At 52.6% G+C, this 23566-nt stretch carries 23 protein-coding genes; 9 read left to right on the forward strand and 14 right to left on the reverse strand.

Going from position 1 to position 23566, the window contains the following annotated elements; genetic code table 11:
* The first annotated feature begins 348 nt into the window (after nucleotides 1–348).
* Together V6575_RS08660 and V6575_RS08665 are read left to right on the forward strand one after the other, a co-directional pair.
* Complete coding sequence (locus V6575_RS08660; protein ID WP_340273869.1) at nucleotides 349–1470, forward strand: porin; 1122 nt, start codon at nucleotides 349–351, stop codon at nucleotides 1468–1470.
* Nucleotides 1471–1921: 451 nt separating this feature from the next.
* Complete coding sequence (locus V6575_RS08665; RefSeq protein ID WP_340273870.1) at nucleotides 1922–3046, forward strand: porin; 1125 nt, start codon at nucleotides 1922–1924, stop codon at nucleotides 3044–3046.
* 187 nt (nucleotides 3047–3233) lie between these two features.
* On the opposite strand, the gene V6575_RS08670 is transcribed toward V6575_RS08665, so the two are convergent.
* Nucleotides 3234–4169 carry an alpha/beta fold hydrolase gene (locus V6575_RS08670; RefSeq protein WP_340273871.1) on the reverse strand — a complete coding sequence of 312 codons (936 nt, stop codon included), beginning with the start codon at nucleotides 4167–4169 and terminating at the stop codon, nucleotides 3234–3236.
* A 30-nt stretch (nucleotides 4170–4199) separates the two neighbouring features.
* Between V6575_RS08670 and V6575_RS08675 the strand changes: the two genes are divergently transcribed.
* The 3 genes from V6575_RS08675 to smpB all read left to right on the forward strand — a co-directional run bounded on the left by V6575_RS08675 (nucleotide 4200) and on the right by smpB (nucleotide 5820).
* Complete coding sequence (locus V6575_RS08675) at nucleotides 4200–4376, forward strand: hypothetical protein (protein WP_340273872.1); 177 nt, start codon at nucleotides 4200–4202, stop codon at nucleotides 4374–4376.
* Between the two features lie 11 nt (nucleotides 4377–4387).
* On the forward strand, nucleotides 4388–5266 hold the full coding sequence (gene dapA, locus V6575_RS08680) for a 4-hydroxy-tetrahydrodipicolinate synthase (RefSeq protein WP_340273873.1): 879 nt from the start codon (nucleotides 4388–4390) through the stop codon (nucleotides 5264–5266).
* Nucleotides 5267–5340: 74 nt separating this feature from the next.
* Nucleotides 5341–5820 (forward strand): SsrA-binding protein SmpB, encoded by a 480-nt coding sequence (gene smpB, locus V6575_RS08685; RefSeq protein WP_340273874.1) that lies wholly within the window; start codon nucleotides 5341–5343, stop codon nucleotides 5818–5820.
* 204 nt (nucleotides 5821–6024) lie between these two features.
* Here smpB and V6575_RS08690 read toward each other — a convergent pair whose 3' ends face one another.
* The 3 genes from V6575_RS08690 to V6575_RS08700 all read right to left on the reverse strand — a co-directional run bounded on the left by V6575_RS08690 (nucleotide 6025) and on the right by V6575_RS08700 (nucleotide 8142).
* Nucleotides 6025–6489, reverse strand: a complete 465-nt coding sequence (locus V6575_RS08690) for an acyl-CoA thioesterase (RefSeq protein ID WP_340273875.1) — start codon at nucleotides 6487–6489, stop codon at nucleotides 6025–6027.
* On the reverse strand, nucleotides 6486–7649 hold the full coding sequence (locus V6575_RS08695; protein WP_340273876.1) for an iron-containing alcohol dehydrogenase: 1164 nt from the start codon (nucleotides 7647–7649) through the stop codon (nucleotides 6486–6488). The genes V6575_RS08690 and V6575_RS08695 overlap by 4 nt, the downstream gene beginning before the upstream one ends.
* An 85-nt stretch (nucleotides 7650–7734) precedes the next feature.
* Nucleotides 7735–8142 carry a DUF2000 family protein gene (locus V6575_RS08700; protein ID WP_340273877.1) on the reverse strand — a complete coding sequence of 136 codons (408 nt, stop codon included), beginning with the start codon at nucleotides 8140–8142 and terminating at the stop codon, nucleotides 7735–7737.
* On the opposite strand from V6575_RS08700, the gene V6575_RS08705 reads away from it, so the two are divergent.
* Nucleotides 8141–9058, forward strand: a complete 918-nt coding sequence (locus V6575_RS08705; protein ID WP_340273878.1) for an AraC family transcriptional regulator — start codon at nucleotides 8141–8143, stop codon at nucleotides 9056–9058. The genes V6575_RS08700 and V6575_RS08705 overlap by 2 nt on opposite strands.
* A 34-nt stretch (nucleotides 9059–9092) precedes the next feature.
* Here the strand turns inward: V6575_RS08705 and parC are convergent, their stop codons facing one another.
* The gene (parC, locus tag V6575_RS08710; RefSeq protein ID WP_340273879.1) at nucleotides 9093–11342 is read right to left on the reverse strand and encodes a DNA topoisomerase IV subunit A; all 2250 of its coding nucleotides are present in this window, start codon (nucleotides 11340–11342) and stop codon (nucleotides 9093–9095) included.
* Between the two features lie 447 nt (nucleotides 11343–11789).
* Here parC and V6575_RS08715 point away from each other — a divergent pair, with 447 nt between their 5' ends.
* Nucleotides 11790–13607, forward strand: a complete 1818-nt coding sequence (locus V6575_RS08715; RefSeq protein ID WP_340273880.1) for a putative bifunctional diguanylate cyclase/phosphodiesterase — start codon at nucleotides 11790–11792, stop codon at nucleotides 13605–13607.
* An 18-nt stretch (nucleotides 13608–13625) separates the two neighbouring features.
* Here the strand turns inward: V6575_RS08715 and recO are convergent, their stop codons facing one another.
* The 8 genes from recO to rpoZ form a co-directional block, all read right to left on the reverse strand.
* On the reverse strand, nucleotides 13626–14405 hold the full coding sequence (gene recO / locus V6575_RS08720; RefSeq protein ID WP_340273881.1) for a DNA repair protein RecO: 780 nt from the start codon (nucleotides 14403–14405) through the stop codon (nucleotides 13626–13628).
* A gap of 63 nt (nucleotides 14406–14468) precedes the next feature.
* Nucleotides 14469–15398: a GTPase Era gene (gene era, locus V6575_RS08725; protein WP_340273956.1), complete on the reverse strand. Its 930-nt coding sequence runs from the start codon at nucleotides 15396–15398 to the stop codon at nucleotides 14469–14471.
* A gap of 83 nt (nucleotides 15399–15481) precedes the next feature.
* Nucleotides 15482–16189 (reverse strand): ribonuclease III, encoded by a 708-nt coding sequence (rnc, locus tag V6575_RS08730; protein WP_340273882.1) that lies wholly within the window; start codon nucleotides 16187–16189, stop codon nucleotides 15482–15484.
* Between the two features lie 82 nt (nucleotides 16190–16271).
* A complete protein-coding gene (gene lepB, locus V6575_RS08735; protein ID WP_340273883.1) occupies nucleotides 16272–17015 on the reverse strand; it encodes a signal peptidase I in 744 nt (247 codons plus the stop codon).
* 124 nt (nucleotides 17016–17139) lie between these two features.
* Nucleotides 17140–17565 carry a holo-ACP synthase gene (gene acpS / locus V6575_RS08740; RefSeq protein WP_340273884.1) on the reverse strand — a complete coding sequence of 142 codons (426 nt, stop codon included), beginning with the start codon at nucleotides 17563–17565 and terminating at the stop codon, nucleotides 17140–17142.
* Between the two features lie 181 nt (nucleotides 17566–17746).
* Nucleotides 17747–18343, reverse strand: a complete 597-nt coding sequence (locus V6575_RS08745; protein WP_422785544.1) for a DUF2062 domain-containing protein — start codon at nucleotides 18341–18343, stop codon at nucleotides 17747–17749.
* Nucleotides 18344–18372: 29 nt separating this feature from the next.
* Entirely contained in the window at nucleotides 18373–20619 is a 2247-nt protein-coding gene (locus tag V6575_RS08750) for a RelA/SpoT family protein (protein WP_340273886.1), read from the reverse strand.
* 105 nt (nucleotides 20620–20724) lie between these two features.
* A complete protein-coding gene (rpoZ, locus tag V6575_RS08755; protein WP_340273887.1) occupies nucleotides 20725–21123 on the reverse strand; it encodes a DNA-directed RNA polymerase subunit omega in 399 nt (132 codons plus the stop codon).
* Nucleotides 21124–21501: 378 nt separating this feature from the next.
* Between rpoZ and V6575_RS08760 the strand changes: the two genes are divergently transcribed.
* Both V6575_RS08760 and V6575_RS08765 read left to right on the forward strand, forming a co-directional pair.
* Nucleotides 21502–22092 (forward strand): LabA-like NYN domain-containing protein, encoded by a 591-nt coding sequence (locus V6575_RS08760; RefSeq protein ID WP_340273889.1) that lies wholly within the window; start codon nucleotides 21502–21504, stop codon nucleotides 22090–22092.
* A gap of 9 nt (nucleotides 22093–22101) precedes the next feature.
* The gene (locus tag V6575_RS08765; protein WP_340273890.1) at nucleotides 22102–22755 is read left to right on the forward strand and encodes a uracil-DNA glycosylase; all 654 of its coding nucleotides are present in this window, start codon (nucleotides 22102–22104) and stop codon (nucleotides 22753–22755) included.
* A 52-nt stretch (nucleotides 22756–22807) separates the two neighbouring features.
* Here the strand turns inward: V6575_RS08765 and V6575_RS08770 are convergent, their stop codons facing one another.
* On the reverse strand, nucleotides 22808–23554 hold the full coding sequence (locus V6575_RS08770; RefSeq protein ID WP_340273891.1) for an arginyltransferase: 747 nt from the start codon (nucleotides 23552–23554) through the stop codon (nucleotides 22808–22810).
* Nucleotides 23555–23566 lie beyond the last annotated feature (12 nt).

Consider the following 23566-nt stretch of genomic DNA (forward strand, 5'->3'; position numbering starts at 1 on the left):
TATAGTGCAAATGTCAAAGTAGACTTTTGTTTTATTGGCTTGCGAGCTTGATGCATAGGTTGAGGGTGCATGTTGATAATATTGAAGGGATTTTTTGAGGGGTGGATTTTAATTAATACTATAAAACAATGACTTGCAAAAATGTCACACTACACTGTTTAGTTCACTTATTGAGCGTTTGAGCCTTGAATGAGTAGGGCGTATCTGCTTTTTCTGCTCGTGCTTGTAGACAAGCCGGGTCTGTAAAACAACGAACGGTTATCGAAAACCCAAGTTTTTTGGCGATGCGAATGAGTGCCCTCTCCATGCGTGGTGGGCGGTGTTACCTAAAATATTCAGGAGTTCATAATGAACCTTAAGAGCCTTATGCTCGGCGCTGCGACTGCTGCAGCTGCTGCCACCGGCGCCCAGGCTGCCGATCTTCCGGTTGCTCCGGAGCCAGTAGATTACGTACGCGTTTGCGATGCATACGGCGCGCGCTTCTTCTATATCCCTGGCACAGAAACATGCCTCCGCGTTGGTGGCCGTGTTCGTGTTCAGTATGTTGCCAACAACTTCGCTGACAATGGCAACTGGAGTAAACGTGAAGACAATGGTTATGATTTCTTCGCGCGTGGCTACCTGTATCTCGACAGCCGCACGAACACCGAATTTGGTCTTCTGCGCACATACACAGAGATCTACGGCACAAACCAGACAAGCAAAGACTCTGAGGCTTTCTCTCTCGGCAAAGCCTACGTTCAGTGGGGCGGCCTGACATTCGGTCATGCAACATCGTTCTTCGATTACTTCACTGGTCAGACTTTCATCGGCGTAGTTGATCGTAACTGGTCTGATACGACGGTAAACCTCGCTGCTTATACAGCTGCGTTCGGTAACGGCTTCTCGGCCACTGTCTCTGTAGAAGATGCGACTTTCCGCGAGTCTGGTGACTACGCTGGCACACGCTATCCCGATCTCGTTGCAAACCTGCGCGTAGATCAGGCTTGGGGTAATGCCCAGGTGATGGCTGCTCTGCATGATGTTCGCCCTAAAGAAGCTGCGGTTGACGGCTCCGTTGGTTTTGCAATCGGTGGCGGTGTAACGATTGATCTGCCAATGCTTGCTTCCGGCTCCAACGTTGCTTTCCAGGCGACTTATGTTGACGGTGCTCTGGCATACCTCGGAACGACTGATTATTCCGACTATGCAGACAACGGCAACACATCAACCGGTTATTCCCTTGCAGCTGGTCTGTATCATCAGGCAACAGACACAATCGGCCTTGCTCTCGACGGTACCTATATGGACCTCGATCTGGCGGGTTCCGAAGCAGATGTAACTCGCTATGCTATTGACGGTTCTGTTCAGTGGGCTCCAATTTCCGGTTTCGCACTTGGTGTTGATGTTGGTTACGCCAACACAGACGTCGATGGATCTGCCGATCAGGACGAAATCTTGGCTGGTTTCCGCGTACAGCGTACATTCTGATCTTCAGAATCGATAAAATTCTGACGTGACGATCTTCTGATCTTCAAGTCAGTCATGCGGCCCGGCGGCTTCCAACCCGCCGGGTCGTCCCTGTTTTAAGCGCATAAGATTCGGTTTTGATCTTTTCTGAACGGTCGTTTAGGCGTTCATTTGGCTCTATCTATTACCGAAGTCTTAAAGCTGACCCTGATTTTGTGTCATTCAAGCAACACCCCATTTCAAACAAAGCCTTGAAGGTCCCCGGCGAGTGTTTCCTGGTTGCGTCAGAAATGCTGATGGGTATGTTCACTTTGCGAGTGGCTTTCGGGCCGCACTGATTTGCCTCCCAGACATCCAACACCTGGGCAAGGCGCATCAAGAGATTTTCGCGGGGATTTGGATGACAATGCGGCACCCGTCGCGCCTCACGTGAGGTGGTCATCTTCAACATGACTGTATTTGGAGGTCAGAAATGAACTTTAAGAGCCTTATGCTCGGCGCTGCGACTGCTGCAGCTGCTGCCACCGGCGCCCAGGCTGCCGATCTTCCGGTTGCTCCGGAGCCAGTAGATTACGTACGCGTTTGCGATGCATACGGCGCGCGCTTCTTCTACATCCCTGGCACAGAAACATGCCTCCGCGTTGGCGGCCGTGTTCGTGTTCAGTATGTTGCTAATAACTTCGGCGACAACGGCAACTGGGGCGACCGTGCTGAAGATGGTTACTCCTTCCTTGCACGTGGTTACCTCTACCTCGACAGCCGCACGAACACAGAGTTCGGCCTTCTGCGTACTTACACAGAAATCTACGGCACAAACTCAACAAGCAATAGCGAAGGCTTCTCTCTCGGCAAAGCCTACGTTCAGTGGGGCGGCCTGACATTCGGTCATGCAACATCGTTCTTCGATTACTTCACTGGTCAGGCATTCGTCGGTGTTGTTGGTCGTAACTGGTCCGACACAACATCGAACGTAGCAGCCTACACAGCTGCATTCGGTAACGGCTTCTCTGCTACGATTTCGATCGAAGATGGCAGTATCCGTGAAAGCGTTTCTGCTGATTACGCCGGTACACGCTACCCAGATCTCGTTGCAAACCTGCGCGTTGATCAGGGTTGGGGTAACGCACAGATCATGGGTGCATTGCATGATGCTCGTCCTTCAACAGCTGGCGTAGACGGAAATGTTGGTTGGGCAATTGGTGGTGGTGTTACCATCGATCTTCCGATGCTTGCTTCCGGTTCCAACATCGTGTTCCAGGCACAGTATGCTGATGGCGCACTTTCTTACATCGGCGCTGGTGCTTACAAAGACTTCAGCACTGTAAGCAGCACAACATCTTCTGGTTATTCCCTTTCCGGTGGTCTGTATCATCAGGCAACTTCGACAATCGGTCTGGCTCTCGATGGTTCCTACATGGACCTTGATCTTGTTGGCGCAACAGACGTAACTCGTTATGCAATCGATGGTTCCGTACAGTGGGCACCAGTTTCCGGTCTCGCGATTGGTGCTGACCTTGGTTACGCTAACACAGATACAACGGGTTCTGCTGATCAGGACAACATCTCCTTCGGTGTACGTGTACAGCGCACATTCTAAGTCAATCCTTCATCTGATGGTTTGAAGAAAAGCCCGGCGGTAACGCCGGGCTTTTTGCATGTATAGAGCTTTCTAGCTTTAAAGCCGTTTGCATTCGAGTTTTAATTCTTCCGCAAGAAGTGTGTGTTTCAGCGCCTGGCTTGCAGACGGGTTGCATATAACGATGCGATGCCCGGTTTTCGCAAAATTATGGCTTGAGAAACAGGCCGACTTTTTCCTGAACCGGTAGATCCCACAAGAGTGGGGCATGGCCTTCTCCGGGCACGGTCATGAGATCAGCGCGCGGATGAAGAGCAAGCATCTTCTTGCATGTCTCCTTGCTCAGAAGATCAGAGTGCTCCCCGCGTAGGATCAGCAGCGGGATTGGCAACATGGTTTCAAACAATGGCCAGAGATCCGGCAACTCTGCACCTTCGTCCATCACAGCGAGCGTTTTTCCAAGCTCAGGATCATAATCGAGGGTGAAGCCTTTAGGTGATGCACTATCTTGAGAGGCTGAGCCAAGCTGACCGGCAAACCGGACCCAGTCTTCACCCTTTAGTGCCGGAAATTGTCGCCCAAGGCCTGCCTTCAGATGTTCTGCACATGCACCTTTATCCGCGAAGTGCATTGTTTTGCCGATTGTTGCGGCAAGGCGGCCAATCGAATCGATCTCGATATGCGGCCCGATGTCATTCAAGACAATCCCTGAGATCCGCTCTGAGCCAAACCGCGCGGCCATTGCCATGGCATGCAGTCCGCCGCGTGAGGTTCCAAGGATCGAAAACCGATCGATTTCGAGTTGCTCCAGGGCATCATCAATATCTTGCCCTTCAACAGGAATAGAATAATTCTGCCAGTCTGCATCCCAGTCACTCTGCCCACGACCACGGTAGTCGAGCGCGATGACGCGTTGGCCCCTGGCTTGAAGATAGTCTGCAATGCTGTTGAAATCCCTTGAGTTTCGAGACAATCCAGCCAGGCAGAGGACGGGTGGAAACTCTGGCTTGCTCATGCTTGCCGGAGGGCACCACTCGGTTCCCGAGAGGGTTAATCCATTCCGGCTGATCCAGGTGAAGCGGCTTGCGCAGCCAGGAAGATGTGCGTCAGCAGGAGGAGAAGTTGGCCCGCTTGGCTGGTTCATGAAATCTATTCCTTGAGTGATATGCGTAGCATGAAGCAAATCGTAGGAGACCTGAACGCCATTGGCTACCGCCAGATCGACATCCGGGCCACAGATTGCCTAAGAACTCAGAGGGCTAAAGGGTTTGGCATTGCCCCGGCGCGGGCAGGCTATTATGGTGCCGGTCCGTCTGGGCGTTCGCTCAGGCGTTGTCATTACATCGATTGAGGAAACCGGAAATGTTCAAGGGATCGATTCCAGCGCTGATTACCCCGTTCTCAAACGGAGCGCTTGATGAGAAACGGTTTCAGGACTTTGTTGACTGGCAGATAAAACAGGGCAGCAATGGCCTTGTTCCTGTTGGCACGACCGGTGAAAGCCCGACCTTGTCTCATGATGAGCACAAGCGCATTGTCGAACTCTGCGTTGAAGCTGCGGGCGGGCGGGTTCCCGTCATGGCAGGGGCAGGCTCCAACAACACGGTTGAAGCCATTGATCTGGCAAAATTCGCCGAGAAGGCAGGGGCGGATGCGATCCTTGTGGTAACGCCTTATTACAATAAGCCAAATCAGGCTGGTTTGAAAGCACATTACCGTGCGATTGATGAGGCCGTTGGAATTCCGATTTACATCTACAATATTCCAGGCCGATCCATCATCGACATGACACCGGAGACGATGGCCGAGCTCTACAAGACATGCAAGAATGTAGTTGGCGTGAAGGATGCGACCGCCAACCTTGCAAAGGCGAGCCTACAACGCCATCTGTGTGGTCCTGATTTTGTGCAGTTGTCCGGTGAGGACATCACCGCTCTTGGGTTCAATGCGCATGGCGGCACGGGGTGTATTTCTGTCACGGCGAATGTGGCGCCTAAATTGTGTGCTGAGTTCCAGGCTGCTTGTCAGGCTGGTGATTTCGTAAAGGCCCTGACCATTCAGGACCGGCTGACACCCCTGCATCAGGCGCTGTTCATCGAACCGAACCCGGCTGGATCGAAATACGCGCTGTCGCTGCTCGGCAAGCTGGACAATGAAGTCCGTTTGCCAATGGTACCGGTGTCTGAACCAACGCAAGGCCTCATCAAGGCGGCCATGGTACATGCTGGCCTGATCAACTGATCGCGGGAATTTATTTGAACGAATAGATTGGCCCCGGTGATATTGCCGGGGCCAGCCTTATAAGGATTAGGAATATGGCTCCCAAACGCGGAGGGATACCAGGTCAGAAGATTATCTCCGACAATCGGAAGGCCCGTTTCAATTTCGAGATTGAAGACACGCTGGAAGCGGGTATCGAGCTAAAGGGAACAGAGGTGAAATCCTTGCGCACCGGCAAGGCCAACATCGGTGACTCTTATGCAGCCGAGCACAACGGCGAGATCTGGATCTACAACGTCTATATTCCAGAATACCTGCAGGCCAATCGGTTCAACCATGAGACGCGTCGTCCGCGGAAAGTCCTTCTGCATAAGCGTGAAATTGGCAAGTTTGCCAGCGCTATTCAAAAAGACGGTAAGACAATTGTTCCGCTGAAGCTCTATTTTAACGACAAGGGCAGGGCGAAGCTTGAGTTGGCTGTCGCCCGGGGTAAGAAGCTGCACGACAAGCGCAATACCGAGAAAAAACGGGACTGGGATCGCGAGAAATCCCGGATCATGAAGAACCAAGGATAAGCTGTGTGTCGTCTGTGGGGAGTTTGTGGATAGATTTGCTGGGAAACCAGATCTATCCACAGGCAGAGCTTCGAGTATTTTCAGCTGATTTTGATTGTCTTGTGGTCAGTCTGAACGGGCGAAATTAGCCTATCGCATTCATATATCGAATGAATTTATCAGTCTCAGCTGAAGTAGGGCCATTCAACTGGGATTAATTTAGCTTCAAGTTATCAACAGCTCCAGGGCTGCGCACATTTCAGCGCTTAGCTGTACAGGTCGGCGTGTGGTCCTGTCAGTCAAAACATGCACGAAACGTCCTTGAGCGGCGGCGCTCTCCATACCTGGTTTGAACAACCCAATTTCATAAACAACCGAAGATGAGCCAATTTTCGAGATTGATAAGCCGACATCTATGGTCTCTGGAAAGACAAGTTCAGCAAAATAATGGCACCCTGTCTCCACCACCAGGAAGATCTCACTTGAGGTTGCTGAGTCGAGTAGACCCTTCTCGATATTCCAAGCGTTCACGGCCGTATCAAAGAAGCTGAGGTAATGAACGTTGTTGACGTGTCCATAGACGTCTACATCCATCCAACGCGTGGCGATTTGACGGAAGGCTGGGAATGCATCACGGTTTTTTGGAACAGGCCTTATTGAGGCTTGGCTTTCAGAAATCTCGTCCGTCATAGAGCTGCCTGATAGATTGCCAGAGCATCGTCTTCACAAATGGGTCTTGGGTTGTTCACCAGCAGTCTGGTTTGCTTCATCGCATCGCGGGCCATCTTAGGCAGATCATCGGCCGTAATCCCCACTTCCCGAAGGGTTGTTTGAAGGCCCAGGCGTTCAGTCAAGCGACCAAGTTCGTCAGCAAGAGCAGCAGCCCGATCCGGTTTGTCTTTGAACATGGCCAGTTCCGGGAATATCTGGGGGGCAAGCTCTGCATAGACAGATGTGGCCTCGATTGCATTAAAACGTAGAACATGTGGGAGAACCAATGCATTGGACAGCCCATGTGGTACATGAAACGTGCCGCCAATCGGGTAGGCGAGTGCATGAACAGCCGCAACCGGTGAGTTGGCGAAAGCCATGCCAGCCAGCATGGAACCAAGCAGCATAGCACCGCGCGCTGCCTCATTTCTCGGTTCGAAAACGGCGGTCTCGATATTCGTGCCGATGAGTTTCAGCGCTTCAACAGCGAGTGTCCGGGACACAGGATTGTTGTTGGTACTCTTTGAGGCATAGGCCTCTATGGCATGCACCATGGCGTCAACGCCAGTCGCCGCAGTGACATGGGCCGGCAGGCCGAGGGTGAGCTTGGGGTCAAGAACTGCCAGATCGGGCAGGAGAAATGGAGATACGACGCCGCGTTTTTCATCCTCTCCAACGGTTATGATTGAAATTGGTGTGACTTCTGATCCGGTGCCTGAGGTGGTGGGGACGAGAATGAGCGGCAATCTTGGGCCCTTGGCATTGCCGATACCCCATGCGCCTTCAAGGTCTTCATTGCTGCCAAGCAGAAGTGCAACAATCTTGGCAACATCAAGTGAAGAGCCGCCACCAAACCCGAGCACGGACGAGGCACCATGTTGCCTGGCTGCATCGACAGCTTCCTGAACGAGGGCGAGAGGCGGATCAGCGGTCACATTAGAGAACAGATCGATCTCATGGCCGTTTTTCTTGATGTCTGTCAGGCAGTTATCCAGGAGGCCGGCGTTGATAATACCCTTGTCTGTGACAACGAATGGTCGGGCCCCAAGAAATGGCGCACCTGATGTGCTGATGCGTTCTGCAGCTCCGTTTTCAAAAAGGATCCTGCCGCTGGTATTAAACGCAAAATTGCCGATCATTGATTCCCCCGAAGTCTTTGGAAAGCTTTCTGAGCAGAATGGACAAGACGGGCTCTAACGTCGAGTGAAAAGAATGGATTATGTATCAGGCGTGCATACGCGCGCCTTTGCTTATCTTGTCAGCAATTTTCCTGTCTGTATGAAAAGCAAGCCCGACGACTTTGGCGTCATCCGGTGTGAACCTTGAAAAGACAGCACGGTTTGCCTCATCATGTCCAGTTGAGAACATCTCCTCAATATACAGCGAGGTTTGAACATCGCGCTCTAGCGCCCGCCGGTGGATGCTCGCCAGTTTCTCACTGGTGGCACTCAGGATGATGATGGGTTGAACGCTCATCGGATGGTAGACATGGCCAGAGGCGTTGCGGTAGGTCTCGCCGATGATATCCGGTTTACTGGCGGCGATCCCGGTTGAGAGAAAGGCTGTGACATTCAGTTTCTGCCAAGTGGCAAGATCTTCTCGAACAACAATGACAAATTTGGTTTCGAACATGAGTGATAATTCCATGCGTGGGTTGCAGGTGGTTGAGAACAACCGGACCCTAAGGTCGAAGGCAGATGACTGTCTTGAATGTTCGTGCAGTGCTCAGAGCGACGGGATCCGCTTTGCGCCGCCAGAAACCGGTGTCGAGCGGATCGAAGCTCAGTTCCACGGCAATGGATTTGCCCCGCATCGCCACGACACTTACGCAATCGGTCTGACCCTTGGCGGGGTTCAAACCTTCAGCTATCGAGGGGAAACGCGGTTCTCTATGCCCGGACAAATCATCGTGCTACATCCAGATGAGGTGCATGATGGAGGTGCTGGAACGGACCTTGGGTTGCGATATCGGATGATTTACATTCAGCCCGAACAGATTACGCAATCATGTGGGCGACCTGGCTCAGGCCTGCCGTTTGTCCCGACACCTGTTGTGGAGGATTCGTATTTCCAGCGCTGCCTCATCGATGTCTTTGAGGATCTTGATCAGGAAATAGGCGCGCTCAAGCTGGATAGTTTTCTCAGCGACTTGGCCTGCGGCCTGAAACGTCATTCTGATATTCCAGAAAGAGGCGCTGTTGGGGACACACTCGATTGGAAAGCCGTGACTGCTTGTCGAGAATATTTACGAGAGAACGCAGAAGATGCCGTGTCTTCAGTTCAATTGGAAGCCATTGCAAACATGGACCGCTTTTCGCTTGCACGGCAGTTCCGACAAGCATTCGGAACGAGCCCGCATAGGTATCAGGTGATGCGGCGGCTGGACCGGGTGAAACTTGCAATCGTAGACGGAGAGTGTTTGGCATCCGCAGCCGCAACCGGTGGATTTGCCGATCAAAGCCACATGACACGGCATTTCAAACGGACCTATGGCATGACACCCGGAAATTGGCAGCGTCTGTGTTCAAAAGGACGCTTGCTATCTTAAATATTTATCATGAGACTCGCTTGAGGTTCATGATCTAAAGCGCTTTTTTTCCAAATTTATTGGTCCGGGGGAAGCCGGTTGGTGGCAGGCGTCCGGCCTGACCGCGCTCGCCGCACCATTCTGCCAGATCTGCCATCGAGCGGTTGAACGTGCGTCCGGAACTATCAGTCCAGGTCAGGCCTTCTTCGCCGTTGAATATGCTGATATCGGACAGATCACCGTCTTTATACCGCTGAAGGCGTACGCCGGTTCCTCGGGTCATTTTGGTGATTTGCGCGCGTGGGAAAACCAGAAGCTTGCGATTCTGGCCAATTACAGCGACCTGGTTACCGGATGCTTCAACACACAATGTCGCTTCAGCTGGGGCTGACAGGTTGAGCACCTGCTTGCCTTTTCGCGTGTTGGCGATCACGTCATTTTCACTTACGATAAAGCCACGTGCTTCATTGCTGGCGACCAGCAGCTCCCGTCCAGGTTTGTGGACGAAGGCGCTGACAATATCCTGGGATTCATCCAATTCCACCATGAGACGGACAGGCTCGCCATGGCCACGCCCACCCGGTAGCCGGTCGGCAGCCAGCGTGAAGAACTTGCCACCTGTCGTGAACAACAGGACCTTGTCTGTTGTCTCTGCATGGAAGGAGAATTTGAGCTTGTCATCCTGCTTAAAGGTCAGGTTGTTAAGCTCAGCCTGATGCCCTTTCAGTGTACGGATCCAGCCCTTGTCGGAGACGATGACCGTGATCGGTTCTTTTTCAATCATGGCCTGTTGGATATCTAAGATGTCATGGGCAGGAGCATCGGCAAATCCGGTTCGGCGCTTGCCAATCTCGGTATCTGGTCCGTAAGCCTTGGCGATTTCGCCGACTTCCTTGTTGATCCTCGTCCACTGACGCGTATCCGACCCTAGCAGTTTGAGCAGCGCGTCTTTTTCCAAAGTCAGCTTTTCATGCTCTTTGCGGATTTCCAGTTCTTCCAGCTTGCGCAAGGAGCGCAAACGCATGTTCAAGATGGCTTCAGCTTGAACATCTGTCAGTTCGAACGTGCGGATCAACTCCGCCTTCGCATTGTCTTCCTCGCGGATGATGCGGATCACTTCATCCAGATTGAGGTAGGCGACCAGATAGCCGGCAAGAACTTCAAGTCGGTGGTTGATCTGGCCAAGCCGGAATTCTGATCGCCGAACCAGAACTTCCTTACGGTGATCAAGCCACTCGCGCAGCACCTGCTTGACGCCCATCACCATGGGCACCTTGCCCTTGGACAAGACGTTCATATTCAGGGAAAAGCGATTTTCCAGATCTGTCAGCTTGAACAGGCTTTCCATCAGGATCGCCGGGTCAACATTGCGGGAGCGCGGGATCAGAACAACGCGTACGTCTTCTGCGCTCTCATCGCGAATATCGTCCAACAGAGGCAACTTCTTGGCAATCAGAAGCTCTGCTATTTTCTCAATCAGGCGCGATTTTTGAACCTGATAGGGAATTTCTGTGATGACGATCTGCCACTGACCACGGTCCAGATCTTCGCGTTCCCATCGGGAGCGAACTCGGAAGCTGCCACGCCCAGCCAGATAAGCTTCGCGGGTCGCGCCTTTGTCCGTCACCAAAATGCCGCCAGTTGGGAAATCCGGCCCTTTGATGAATTGCAGCAGCTCTTCAGCATCGCAATCCGGGTTCTTGATCATGTGCTGGGAAGCTTCGCACAGCTCAAAGGCATTGTGCGGCGGGATCGAAGTCGCCATGCCAACGGCAATGCCCGCGGACCCATTGGCCAGCAGGTTTGGAAAGCCTGAAGGCAGAACGATGGGCTCCTTGTCCTCACCGTCATAAGTCTCGCGAAAATCGACGGAATCCTCGTCCAATCCGTCGAGCAGCCGCTTGGCCGTGTCTGTCATGCGCGATTCAGTATAACGCATGGCAGCTGCGCCATCGCCATCGACATTACCGAAGTTGCCCTGACCGTCAATTAGCGGATAGCGTTGCGCGAAATCCTGGGCGAGGCGCACCAAGGCGTCGTAGACAGACTGATCACCGTGTGGGTGATACTTACCAATCACGTCGCCGACGACACGGGCACATTTCTTGAACCCGGAACCCGGGTCGAGTTTCAGCAGGCGCATGGCATAGAGCAATCGGCGATGAACCGGCTTTAGCCCATCGCGAACATCGGGCAGCGCGCGGTGCATGATGGTCGACAGCGCATAGGCCAGATAGCGCTCTTCCAGCGCTTCACGAAGATCAATGCCTTCAATTTCACTCGGCGGTATCAACTCTTTTCCCATGTAACAGGAGGTAACCCGTCTTGAGCGACAACACAATCTTCACAGTTGGATATGTCTTGTGAAGTCGCAGGTTTTCCCCGTTTTGCAAGTCTTCCAGACGCGGGAGTGCGGCCTGTATATGAAGTGATGCGGCTTTGGTGCAGTGGCGCAGCATGCTTGTTTTCGTGTGTGGGAATTTTTTGCCGGTCGCATGCCTCAATTTAATTTTAAATAAATTACCTTAAGTCAAATTGGCATTGTTGCAGAAATATCATTCGAATTTAGGCTCATGAATTGAAGTGAAATTCAGTGAAGATTTTACACAGTTTAACCATTCCAAAAGATAATCCAGATCTGCTTGTGGCTCAGCATAGGGCCAGCGCAAGACAAATACCGCTATTGTATTTCGTGACACTTATTAATGCCTGGGCGTTGGCGCTTTCATTCTTTGACACTGCACCAGTTTATTTGACCATATATCTTCCGATCGTGCTCACAGTCGTTGCGATAATACGCATGTATGGCTGGTGGAATCTACGGGATGCTAACCCGTCGCTGCAGCACATTATAAGGGACCTGGGAAGAACCAATCTTGTTGCGGTTCTGTTGGCTGGTTGCTTCGCGTGCTGGGCTGTTGTGCTCTTTCCCTATGGAAATGCTTATGCACAGGGGCATGTCGTCTTTTTTTTAGGGATCACCTTAACCGGCTGCATGTTCTGCCTCATGCATGTCCGCTTTGCCGCATTGGGCGTTACAGTCATTGCCAACATTGCATTGCTTTTTGTTGTGGTGACATCCGGCAACACGGTTCTTGCTGCCAAGGCTCTCAATGTTCTGCTTGTTTCTTCGGCCATCCTTGTGATCCTCTGGGTAAGTTACCGCGATTTTGAAGATCTGATTGCCTCGAGAAAGACACTCTTGCAGCAGCAAAAAGAACTGGTCAAAAAACAGGAAGAGACGCAACGGCTGAGTGATGACAATTTCCAGTTGGCCAATCTGGATAGCCTGACCGACTTGCCCAATCGGCGCAGTTTCTATGCAAAGCTTGAAGAGTTTCTGGCTGAAGATGCGTCTCAATGCGGCACTGTCACCGTTGGGCTGCTTGATCTGGATGGCTTTAAGGCCGTGAATGACATCTATGGGCACAGTGTGGGGGATCAACTGCTCAGGGAAGTTGGGACCAGGCTCGCATCAGTTTGTGCCGATGAGGTCTATCTGGCTAGGCTCGGCGGAGATGAATTCGGCCTCCTGTTGCGCAATGCAGAGAACGATCAGAGGGTACAGGACCTCGGAGATAAGATCTGCTCCATGTTGCAGGTTCCCTTTGAATATCTTGAAACGGTTCTCGTGATCGGTGGATCAATCGGTTTTGCCAGCAAACCTGAGGAATGTTGCACTGGCAACAAACTCTATGAGATGGCCGATTATGCGTTGTACCGGGCCAAGAAAAACAATCCGGGAACGGCTCAGTTGTACGGTGCCGAGCATGAAAGCGAAATATGGCGAACTCGTAAGATTGAACAAGGCTTCTACGCTTCTGATTTTGCCAGTCAGATTTCCGTTCACTTTCAACCCGTTGTGAGTGTTGAAACAAATAGAATATTGGCCTGCGAAGCCCTGGCACGATGGGATCACCCGAGTCTTGGTTCTTTGTCACCTGAGGTCTTTATTGGCGTTGCCGAACGCTGCGGTTTCATCGAAAAACTGACCGAAATCCTTTTCAAGAAAGCTCTGGCCCATGCTGAGCTCTGGCCAAAAGACATCCGTTTGTCCTTCAATCTGTCGGCCAAGAATGTAGGGTCCCTGCAATATGCATCGCGCTTGGCTGGTTTGATAAGAGAAAGTGGTTTCGACCCTGCACGGATTGATTTCGAAATTACGGAAACGGCAATGATCCGTGACTTCGATATGGTTCTGACCGTCATCTTCGCGTTGAAAAAGATTGGTGCACGGATTTCTCTTGATGACTTCGGTACAGGGTTTTCCAGCCTCAAGTATCTTCACAACATTCCACTCGACAAGATCAAGATTGACCGCTCCTTTGTCACGGGCATTCAAAAGGGAACCACGGGCTATGGCATCGTAAAATCCCTGATCAAGCTTAGTCGGGACATGGGCATCGGGTGCATCATCGAAGGCGTCGAGACAGAAGATGAATTCAAGGTCGTTCGAAACCTCGGGGCATCCATGGTTCAGGGCTATTATTGCTATAAGCCAATGCCTGCGGAGCAGGCCCGAGAACGGCTCAACAGTCAAAAGTCGACGGCAATGGCCAATTTCGGTTGAGTGCTGGTATCTGATCCATCACCCTGACAGAGGCGGGTCGTCAAAAAAGTCCCATGGCTGGGTCGTGCGATAGCTCTTTTCAAGCGCAGCAATCATGGAGGATCTGAGATCCAGTGTAGATGCATTGTTCGTGGGGCCATTGCGTTCCAAAAAGAACGCGGTTAGCTGAAAGCCGTCCTGAATGTCCTTGTAGCTGATCTCGCTGCCACGCTGCCGTTGCCCGTTTACCAGAAATGATGGTAGGGGCAGAAGCTTGTCATGATAGGGAAGCCCGGCCTCACGGCTGACGGCGCGTGCTGACTTCGGCGATACATAGGCAAGATCGTCCGTTGAACCGGTGGCAGCGCATTTGGCCAAGTCCAGCCCAAAGCCGAGTTCAGCCAGCATTTCAAGTTCGAAGCGAACCAGCAGCGGTGCGGCGATCGCAGGGTCATCCAGATGGTCAAGAAGCAGTTCTAATGCGTTGTGAACACTCTGATGTGCATCGCGCTCAGGCAACAGCCTGACCAGGCTGGCAAGATGCTGAACACCATGCAGCCCGAGGGCCGACGTCATGAGGTTTGCAGCCCTGGCCTTGGCTAATTCAACCGCAAACACGCCCAGATGATCAGCGAGGCGCGCGCGCCAGCTGAGATAAACTTCATTTCCAGGTTGGAGCACGGGCTGCCGGCGGCGGGAACGACCGCCACGCACCAGACCAAGGTGACGACCGTGCTTTGCGGTCATCACCTCAAGGATCACATCAGCTTCGCCGTGTTTGCGTGTGCTCAATACGACGCCGGTCTCAGTCCATTCCATGGCGACAATCTAGCTGATTCCGTAGGCTGACGAGGAGTTAAAGCTCGCACATCTGAAATTGTCTTACTTGTGGAATTCAAGACCCATTTCGCGGTAGCGCTCCGGATCATCGGCCCAGTTTTCACGTACCTTCACAAAGAGAAAGAGGTGCACGGGAGTTTCGATGATTTCAGCAATTTCCTGCCTTGCCGATTGGGAGATCTGCTTGATGGTCGCGCCACGTTTACCCAGCACAATGCTCTTCTGGCTGTCCCGCTCCACATAGATGGTCTGTTCGATGCGGGCCGAGCCATCCTTGCGCGTCTCCCAGCGTTCGGTCTCGACAGTTGAGATGTAAGGCAGCTCTTGGTGCAGCCGTTCGAACAGCTTTTCGCGGGTGATTTCAGACGCCAGGATCCGTAGGGGAAGATCAGACGGCTGGTCTTCAGGATACAGCCAAGGGCCTTCAGGAACCTGCTTGGAGAAATAATCCAAAATGGTATCGATGCCATCGCCATTGACGGCAGATACCATGAATGTCTCGTCGAACCTGATCATCTCGTTGGCCTTTTGGGCCAGCTTGAGAAGCTTTTCGCGATTGGCCACATCGGTCTTGTTCAGGATCAGGACTTTGGGGGTTTTGATCCCTTCCAGCTTTTGCAGGATTGCCTCTGATTCCTCGGTCAAACCTTTGCGTGCGTCTATGAGAAGGGCGATCACATCTGCGTCACGCGCTCCGCTCCAGGCAGTGCTGACCATGGCGCGGTCCAAACGTCGCTTGGGCTCGAAAATGCCAGGCGTGTCAACGAAAACCAGCTGTGACTTTCCATGCATAGCGATCCCGCGAACGATTGTGCGGGTGGTCTGAACCTTGTGGGTGACGATAGAGACCTTTGTGCCCACCACCTGGTTGATCAACGTGGATTTACCGGCATTGGGCGCCCCAATCAGGGCAACGAAGCCCGCGCGCGCATCACTCGGCACGACAGATTGGTCAAGATCTGGAAGGGGCATGTCGAAGCGAGGTGCCTTTTGCGGCAGGTCGTCGTCGTCGAAATTCCCATCATCTGGGTCGATATGATCGTTCAAGTCAGGTCCTATTCGTTCCAAACGCCTTCACGGCGTAATACGGCTTCTGCCGCGCTTTGTTCTGCAATGCGTTTCGATCCGCCGCGCCCTTGTCCCTGGGCCAGCCCCTGAACGGTCACGCCGACAACAAACATCGGCGCGTGATCGGGGCCATCTCGGGTGATGACGTCGTAGCGAGGTGTCGGCAGTCCTTTTGACTGCGCCCACTCCTGCAGGGTTGTCTTCGCATCACGCAAGGGGCCGCTTAAGGATACCATACGTGACTGCCAAAGGCGTCCTATGAACTGCTCGGCAGCTTCAAAACCTCCATCGAGGTAAATAGCAGCGATGACGGCCTCACATATATCGGCCAAAAGAGCTGTCTTTTTACGGCCACCCGTCTGGGCTTCACTCGGTCCAATGCGCATGGCTGAGCCGATATTCAGCTCAATTGCAATCTCTGCGCAAGTTTCGCGCTTGACCATATGATTGAAGCGCCTGGCAAGTTCACCCTCATCAGCTGCCGGAAAGTGCCGGTGTAGCATGGTGGCAACGACAAGCCCAAGAACACGATCGCCCAGGAACTCAAGACGCTGGTAACTGCCTGCAACGCTTTCTGAAGGATCCAGTGCACTTGCATGTGTCAGAGCGACGTCCAAAAGGCTGTCGTCGGAAAAGTCATGCCCGAGGCGCTTCTTGAGCTCGCTCAGGGCATTGCCGTTTTGATTGCGCCGCATAGCTGCGTCCTTGGTGTGGTCATGACCTGTATCAAAGCCTTGTCCTTATGGGCACAAGCTGAAACAGGTTATACTGGATGCTCTAGAGCGTTCTGAAAATACGGTCCCAGCGAACGCTCCATGGCCATGTCCAGACCATCCACGCAGGTTGGCCGCCCTTGATAGAGAAAAATAGGATCTCAGCGCGGCCGACCAGATTTTCATAAGGCACATAGCCAACATTGGACAAGACCCGGCTGTCGCTGGAATTATCACGGTTGTCGCCCATCATGAAATAGTGGTTTTCAGGTACTTCATAGACGCGCGTGTTGTCGAGGGTGCCGGTTTCGGTCAAATCAAGCGTTTCATAGCTGACGCCGTTTGGCAGTGTTTCCTTGTAGCGAGCCACCCTGCGGACGCCAAAACCTGTGTCTTCGATATAGTCATCAATCCGCTCGCGTTCGACGGCGACGTCGTTGATGTAGACAATGCCATCGCGAACCTGAATGCGGTCACCAGGCAGACCAATCACACGCTTGATGTAATCGGTCGAATTGTCCTTGGGCAGCTTGAAGACAGTAACATCACCGCGCTCAGGCTCTGATCCCATAATCCGGCCAGAAAAAGGGCCAAGACCAAAGGGGAATGAAAAGCGGGAGTAGCCGTAACTGAACTTGGAGACGAACAGATAATCGCCGATCAGGAGCGTATCTTTCATTGACCCGGATGGGATGTTGAATGGCTGGAACAGAAAAGTTCTCACCACCAACGCAAGCAGAAGAGCCTGTACGATGATCTTGACCGTTTCAAACAGGCCACCGTCATTGTCCGTCTTGCTTTTCGTCACGCTCTTGTCGTCCCTTGGTTGATGGCTGCTGGCAGTTCTGCCTACAGCTTAAGTCACTTCCACGATGCCCCGCGAAACTCTTATCCGCTTGGAACCGCAGTGGCAATGCACCAGCTTATCCTGATCAGTCCAGCTTGGGCGCTTCTGGCCAATCGGCTGGCCAGGCTGTGATCACCACAAAAGCTTGTGCCAGCGGATAGTCATCAGTGATCGTGAGGTCGATGCGGGCTTTGAACCCATCGGGGGTCATTGCAATCAACCGCTTTGCGGCGCCCCCGGTCAAAGCGACGGTTGGCTGACCTGAAGGTAGGTTTTTAACCCCCATCTCACGCCATGCGACCCCCATCCTGAGACCTGTTCCCAATGCTTTGGAGCAGGCTTCCTTGGCTGCAAAGCGCTTGGCATAGGAGGCTGCACGCTCTGCGCGCCGGTCGGACCGTGCTCGTTCAACTTCCGTAAAAACCCGATTGGTGAAGCGATCTCCGAAACGCAACAAGGTCTTTTCGATCCGACGAATATCAATCAGGTCACTGCCAATACCGATAATCATAAGCCGTCCAGTCGTTGTCTCAGAGCGTTGTTAGATTGCGTCGAATTATATTGCAGTCGGGCAAGGAAAAATTGCCGTTACTCGTCTAAGAAATAGAGGAAACCTTGGGAACCTTTGGGTTTAGGTGTCCACCGCGGCCTGAATGCATCTTTCATACGATCCGGATTGAGCTGGCAATACTCTAATCTCCGGCTGTTCCGGGTGTATCATTTCCAGAATTAGGCGTTGCCCTGCGCCTTTTAGCCAGCGTCATGCGTCGGCGAAGTTGATAAACCTCAACGCTTTTTAAAACAACAAAGTAACTCACCGTTGCAACGATCAGGCCCAGAGGGATTGCTCCAACGAGCATCGGTTTGAGCATTGGCAGCAGAGCGTCAATGGATTTGGTCAGGAGGCGTGCTTGAAACTGCGCATGGACCTGATGGGTGCTTGCAGCGGGTTCTGAATGCAAAACCCAGCTGCCAATTTCATAGGTCGCGGCCCAAATAAATGGAAAGGTCAGCGGATTGCCTATCGAGGTTCCAAGTGCCGAGGCTATGAGATTGCCGCGCACGAGGTAGGCAAGGCCAAAAGCGATCAGAAAATGAAAGCCTATCAACGGGGTAAAAGAAGCAAAAGTTCCGGCTGCAAAGCCAATTGCAATGGCATGAGGTGTGGCTGTAAGTCGCAGGACCCGTTTGCTATAGTAGCGGCTAGATCGAAGCCAACCTTTGCGCGGCCAGACGGCAATACGCAAACGCTCTATCCTTGTTGGCTTAATTCTGCGGCGAAACAGCATCTGCTACTCTCAGAAACTCGTGCTCAGCGTCACCCGTTGACACGCGTAACGCTCGAAACATTGGGCCTGGATCGAAGTTGATTGATGATTCGATTCAGGTGCTTCAGATCCCATACCTCAAGATCAATGATCATCTGGTGAAAATCAGATGCTTTTCTCCCCATTTTTACATTATCTATGTTTCCACTGTTCTCACCGATGGTCTGGGCAATGGCTGCCAGTGACCCTGGTTCATTAACAGCGGAAATAGACAACTTGGCTGGGAAGCGTTCTTGGTTATCTACATCAATATCCCAGCGTACGTCGATCCAGCGCTCGTTATCATCGTCGAATTCCTGAAGAGCAGGCGACTGGATTGGGTAGATCGTCAGGCCATCTGACGTGGTCAGGATCCCGACAATCCGGTCGCCAGGAACTGCACCACCGTTGGGGGCGAGCGTCACAGGGATATCCCCAGAGAGCCCGCGAATGGGCAAGGCCGGACCATGTTGTTCATCATCAGCAGACATTTCCGCCTTGACCGAAGCGTTGAGTTCGTTGGCAGGAATGCGGAATTTGAGGCCTGCGCCTTTTTCCAGTTTGAACCAGCCATCTTCAGGAAGTGGGCTGGTTTGAACAACACGGGTATCCTGATAATCGGGGTGGGCCGAAGTCAAGACAACCTGCGCGCCTATATCGCCGCGTCCGACGGCCGCCAAAAGGTCTTCCACACTGTCCTGATTGTGGTCGGCTAGAGTGGTCTGCAACAATTCCTCTGAATAGATCTTGTCAGCGCGGTTAAAGGCGCGTTTGAGGATGTGTTCGCCCAGAGCCCCATATTGAGTGCGAACAGACTCGCGCGTTGCCCGTCGAATGGCAGCCCTGGCCTTGCCTGTCACGGCAATTGCCTCCCAGGCTGGGGGCGGTGTTTGCGCCTTGGAACGAATGATGTCGACTTCATCGCCGTTGCGCAGTTCAGTGACCAGCGGCATGATCTTGCCATTCAGCTTGCAGCCAACACAGGTGTTGCCGATGCCGGTATGAACAGCATAGGCAAAGTCAATGGGCGTTGCTCCGCGTGGCAATGCGATCAGGCGGCCTTTCGGTGTGAAACAGAATACCTGATCGTGGAATAGTTCCAGCTTGGTGTTTTCGAGAAACTCTTCCGGATTGTCGCCCTCGGCAAGCAGATCGATTGTCCGGCGGAGCCATTCATATGCATGGCAATCTTCAGTGTGACGGGCAATGTTACGGCCACCTGTCTCACCGTCTTTATAGAGCGCATGGGCAGCAATACCGAGTTCAGCCACACGATCCATGTTGATCGTTCTGATCTGCAGCTCCACACGTTGGCGGGACGGGCCAACGACAGTCGTGTGAATAGAACGATAGTCGTTTTGCTTCGGCGTTGAAATATAGTCCTTGAACCGGCCCGGAACTGTGGGCCAAGTCGTGTGAATCACCCCGAGTACCCGATAGCATGCCTCAAGCGTACCCACTGTTACGCGGAAGCCATAAATATCGGACAGTTGCTCAAAGCCGAGGGATTTCTGTTGCATCTTGCGAAAGATGGAGTAAGGGCGCTTTTCCCGGCCCTTGACAACGGCAGCCATACCGCGTTCGGCAAGGCGTTCTGTTAGGGTCTTTTCGATCTGTGTCGTCAGGCCTTCATTGTTGGCACGTTGATTTGCCAACCGCTCTGCAATCGTTTCATAGGCATCCGGATTGAGGGTTTTGAAGGCAATGTCTTCAAGTTCCTCGCGGATGTCATGCATACCCATACGCCCGGCGAGCGGCGCATAAATGTCCATTGTTTCTTCTGCAATACGGCTGCGCTTATGCTCCGGCATGTGATGCAGCGTACGCATGTTGTGCAAGCGGTCTGCGAGCTTCACCAGAAGTACGCGCACATCATCCGCGATTGCCAGAAGAAGCTTGCGGAAATTTTCGGCTTGTTTGGCTTTTCGAGATACAAGATCCAGACGGCTGATTTTTGTCAGCCCGTCGACCAGTTTGCCTATCTCCTCGCCGAAAATCGTGTCGATTTCGGCACGGGTCGCGTCGGTATCCTCGATGGTATCATGCAACAGCGCGACTGCAATTGTCGCGTCATCCAGATGCATACCCGTCAGGATCGCAGCGACTTCGAGAGGATGGGAAAAATAAGGGTCGCCAGACGCGCGGATCTGAGCCCCGTGCTTCTGCATTGCGTAAACATAGGCCTTGTTCAACAGGCCTTCGTCCGCATCCGGGTTATATCGCGTTACCCGTTCGACCAGTTCGTATTGCCGCATCATGGCCGTAACCGACTCACATGATAGCCGGGAAAGATAGAGGACTGCTGCCCTCGATGAAAACAGGCGACCCGATGGGGTCGCCTGTGATACCGCAAAATGTTGCGATTAGACGTCGTCTGTGCGCTCTGGTGGAACAAGGCCTTCGAGGCCGCGCAACAGATCTTCTTCTGTAATGTGATCAAACTCGACAGCACTGTCGTCAACACTGTTGACCTGTGGCGCCTGGGATGCATTTGAAGGAACAAGCGGAACTGTTTCAGCCTCAGGCTCGTCAACTTCGACGAACTTCTGAAGGGAATGAATCAGATCTTCCTTCATGTCTTCAGGGCTAACGGTCTGCTCAGCGATCTCACGAAGGGCAACAACCGGGTTTTTGTCGTTGTCGCGGTCCAGTGTTAGCGGCGAACCGCTTGAGATCATGCGAGCGCGATGAGCAGCAAGAAGTACCAGCTCAAAGCGATTCTCGACCTTGTCGATGCAATCCTCGACGGTCACGCGCGCCATACGACGTCTCCATAAATTAGGGAACCTAGGTGTTCAGCGTATAATGTTCAGCCAACGCGAAAGCAACCCCTGAGGTAGCTGCAATGTAGTTATTGCAAGATTTGGTCACAAAAAGGCTGTAGAATAGTCTTGGTGAGCTAGTTTTGCATTGCTTGCTCAGGTTAAATTGGTGTAGGGCCACCGTGTCGGTCGCTAAAAACAAATAAATTTGGGCCGTGCGGGTTTGGAAATAAAGCGAAGGGCCACTTTAAAAAGGCTCCGCCAATCGAAAGTCCAGCGTGATTCCGGTCACATGGCATGCATTCTTATATAGTTTGCTTGTGCCATCGTGATCGTTCTCCGGGAGGCTTTAGAAAAATAAGAAAGGTTCCCTTGAGAATGTTTGATGCACGCGAGAAAGTTGCTTTATTTATTGATGGTGCGAATCTTTATTCGACTGCAAAAGCCATCGGCTTTGACATCGATTATAAAAGATTGCTGAAAGAATTTCAGGGGCAGGCATATCTACTGCGTGCCTACTACTACACAGCATTGATTGAAGATCAGGAGTACTCCTCCATTAGGCCTTTGATCGATTGGCTTGACTACAACGGCTATAAAGTCGTGACTAAGCCAGTGAAAGAATTCGTTGACTCCTCCGGTCGCCGTAAGGTCAAGGGCAACATGGACATCGAACTGGCAGTCGATGCCATGCAGATCGTCGAGACAGTCGACCATATCGTTCTATTCTCCGGTGACGGAGATTTCCGCTCGCTGGTCGAAGCTCTGCAGCGTAAAGGCCGTAAAGTGAGCGTTGTGTCGACACTCAAGACACAGCCGCCAATGATCGCTGACGATCTTCGTCGCCAGGCTGATCACTTCATTGATCTGTCAACGCTTGCGAATAAAATTGGTCGCGACCCGTCCGAACGTCCTGTCCGCCCAGCTATGCCTGTGCATGACGATGTCGATGAAGACGACGACTACTAAGAGACCTTTATGATCGGCAATATTCCAACCGATCCGCCATCCGATTGCGATGTTTGCCCTCGGCTCGTTGACTTTCGCAACGAGCTGAACGGGCAGCATCCCGATTGGTTTAACGCGCCGGTGCCTTCTTTTACGGCGCCTGACCCTCGGCTTTTGATTGTCGGTCTTGCTCCGGGGATGAAGGGGGCAAACCGAACTGGTCGCCCCTTTACCGGCGATTATGCTGGTGATCTGCTCTACGAAACCATGATTCATTTCGGCTTTGCCACTGGCCGCTATGAAGCGCGCCCGGACGACAGTCTTGAGTTGCGCGATGCCATCATCACAAATGCGGTTCGCTGCCTGCCACCGCAGAACAAGCCAACCGGACCTGAAATCAAGTCTTGCAGACCGTTTTTGCTGTCCACTCTGGATAAGACACCGAGCGTCAAGGTCGTTCTAGCTCTTGGCCGGATCGCACATGAGACTTTCCTGTCAGCTCTGGGGCTGCGGCGCGCCCAATTCGCGTTCAAGCATTGTGCGCGTCATGAGTTGGGAGTCGGCAAACTTGTGATGTTCGACAGCTATCATTGCTCTCGCTACAACACCAATACTGGTGTTTTGACGACCGAGATGTTCAGGTCTGTTTTTGAGGCTATTCGCTGCGATATTCCAGACACTTGAGCGCTTCGCTTTAAGCAATGCCTGATGGTTTGTTACAAAAGCCCAAGTTTCCTCAATCGACTTTTGCCCAACCATCAGGGCCGAGATGTTCCTGAGGTTTGAAGCGTACCTTGTAGGTCATCTTAGGCGACCCATCGACCCAATATCCCAGATAGACATAAGGTAGTCCGAGTTTTTGCGCGCGCACGATGTGGTCCAGGATCATGTAGGTGCCAAGGCCAATTCCGTCGAAATCCGGATCATAGAAAGAATAGACCATAGACAGTCCATCGCAGAGTTGGTCTGTCAGGGCGACGCCAAGCAGCGGACCTTGCCCTATGCCGGTTATGAAGCTGTCGGGACCCTTGGAGCGATATTCGAGAACCATAGTGTCCACATGGGTGTCTTCTATCATCATGGCATAGTCGAGAACACTCATGTCTGTCATACCGCCGTTTTCGTGGCGCGTGGCAAGGTAACTCTTGAACAGATCATATTGTTCTGACGATGGAGACGTTGGCAGTCTTGCACCCAGGATGTCTTGCCCTAGCTTCCACTGGCGTTTCAAAGACTTCGTCCATTTGAACTCAGCGACGCAAACCCGAACGGAAACGCAGGCGCGGCAATCCTCGCAGGCTGGGCGATAGGCGATATTCTGGCTACGGCGGAATCCGCCATGGGTCAGCACGTCATTAAGGGTGGGCGCGTGTTTGCCGATGAGGTGTGTGAAAACCTTTCGTTCCTGCTTGCCTTCCAGATAGGGACAGGCAGCCGGCGCCGTGAGGTAGAATTGAGGATGTTCGGTCGGATGACGTGTCACGTGCGCTTATTT

Source organism: Roseibium algae (assembly GCF_037783265.1).
Lineage (GTDB): Bacteria > Pseudomonadota > Alphaproteobacteria > Rhizobiales > Stappiaceae > Roseibium > Roseibium algae.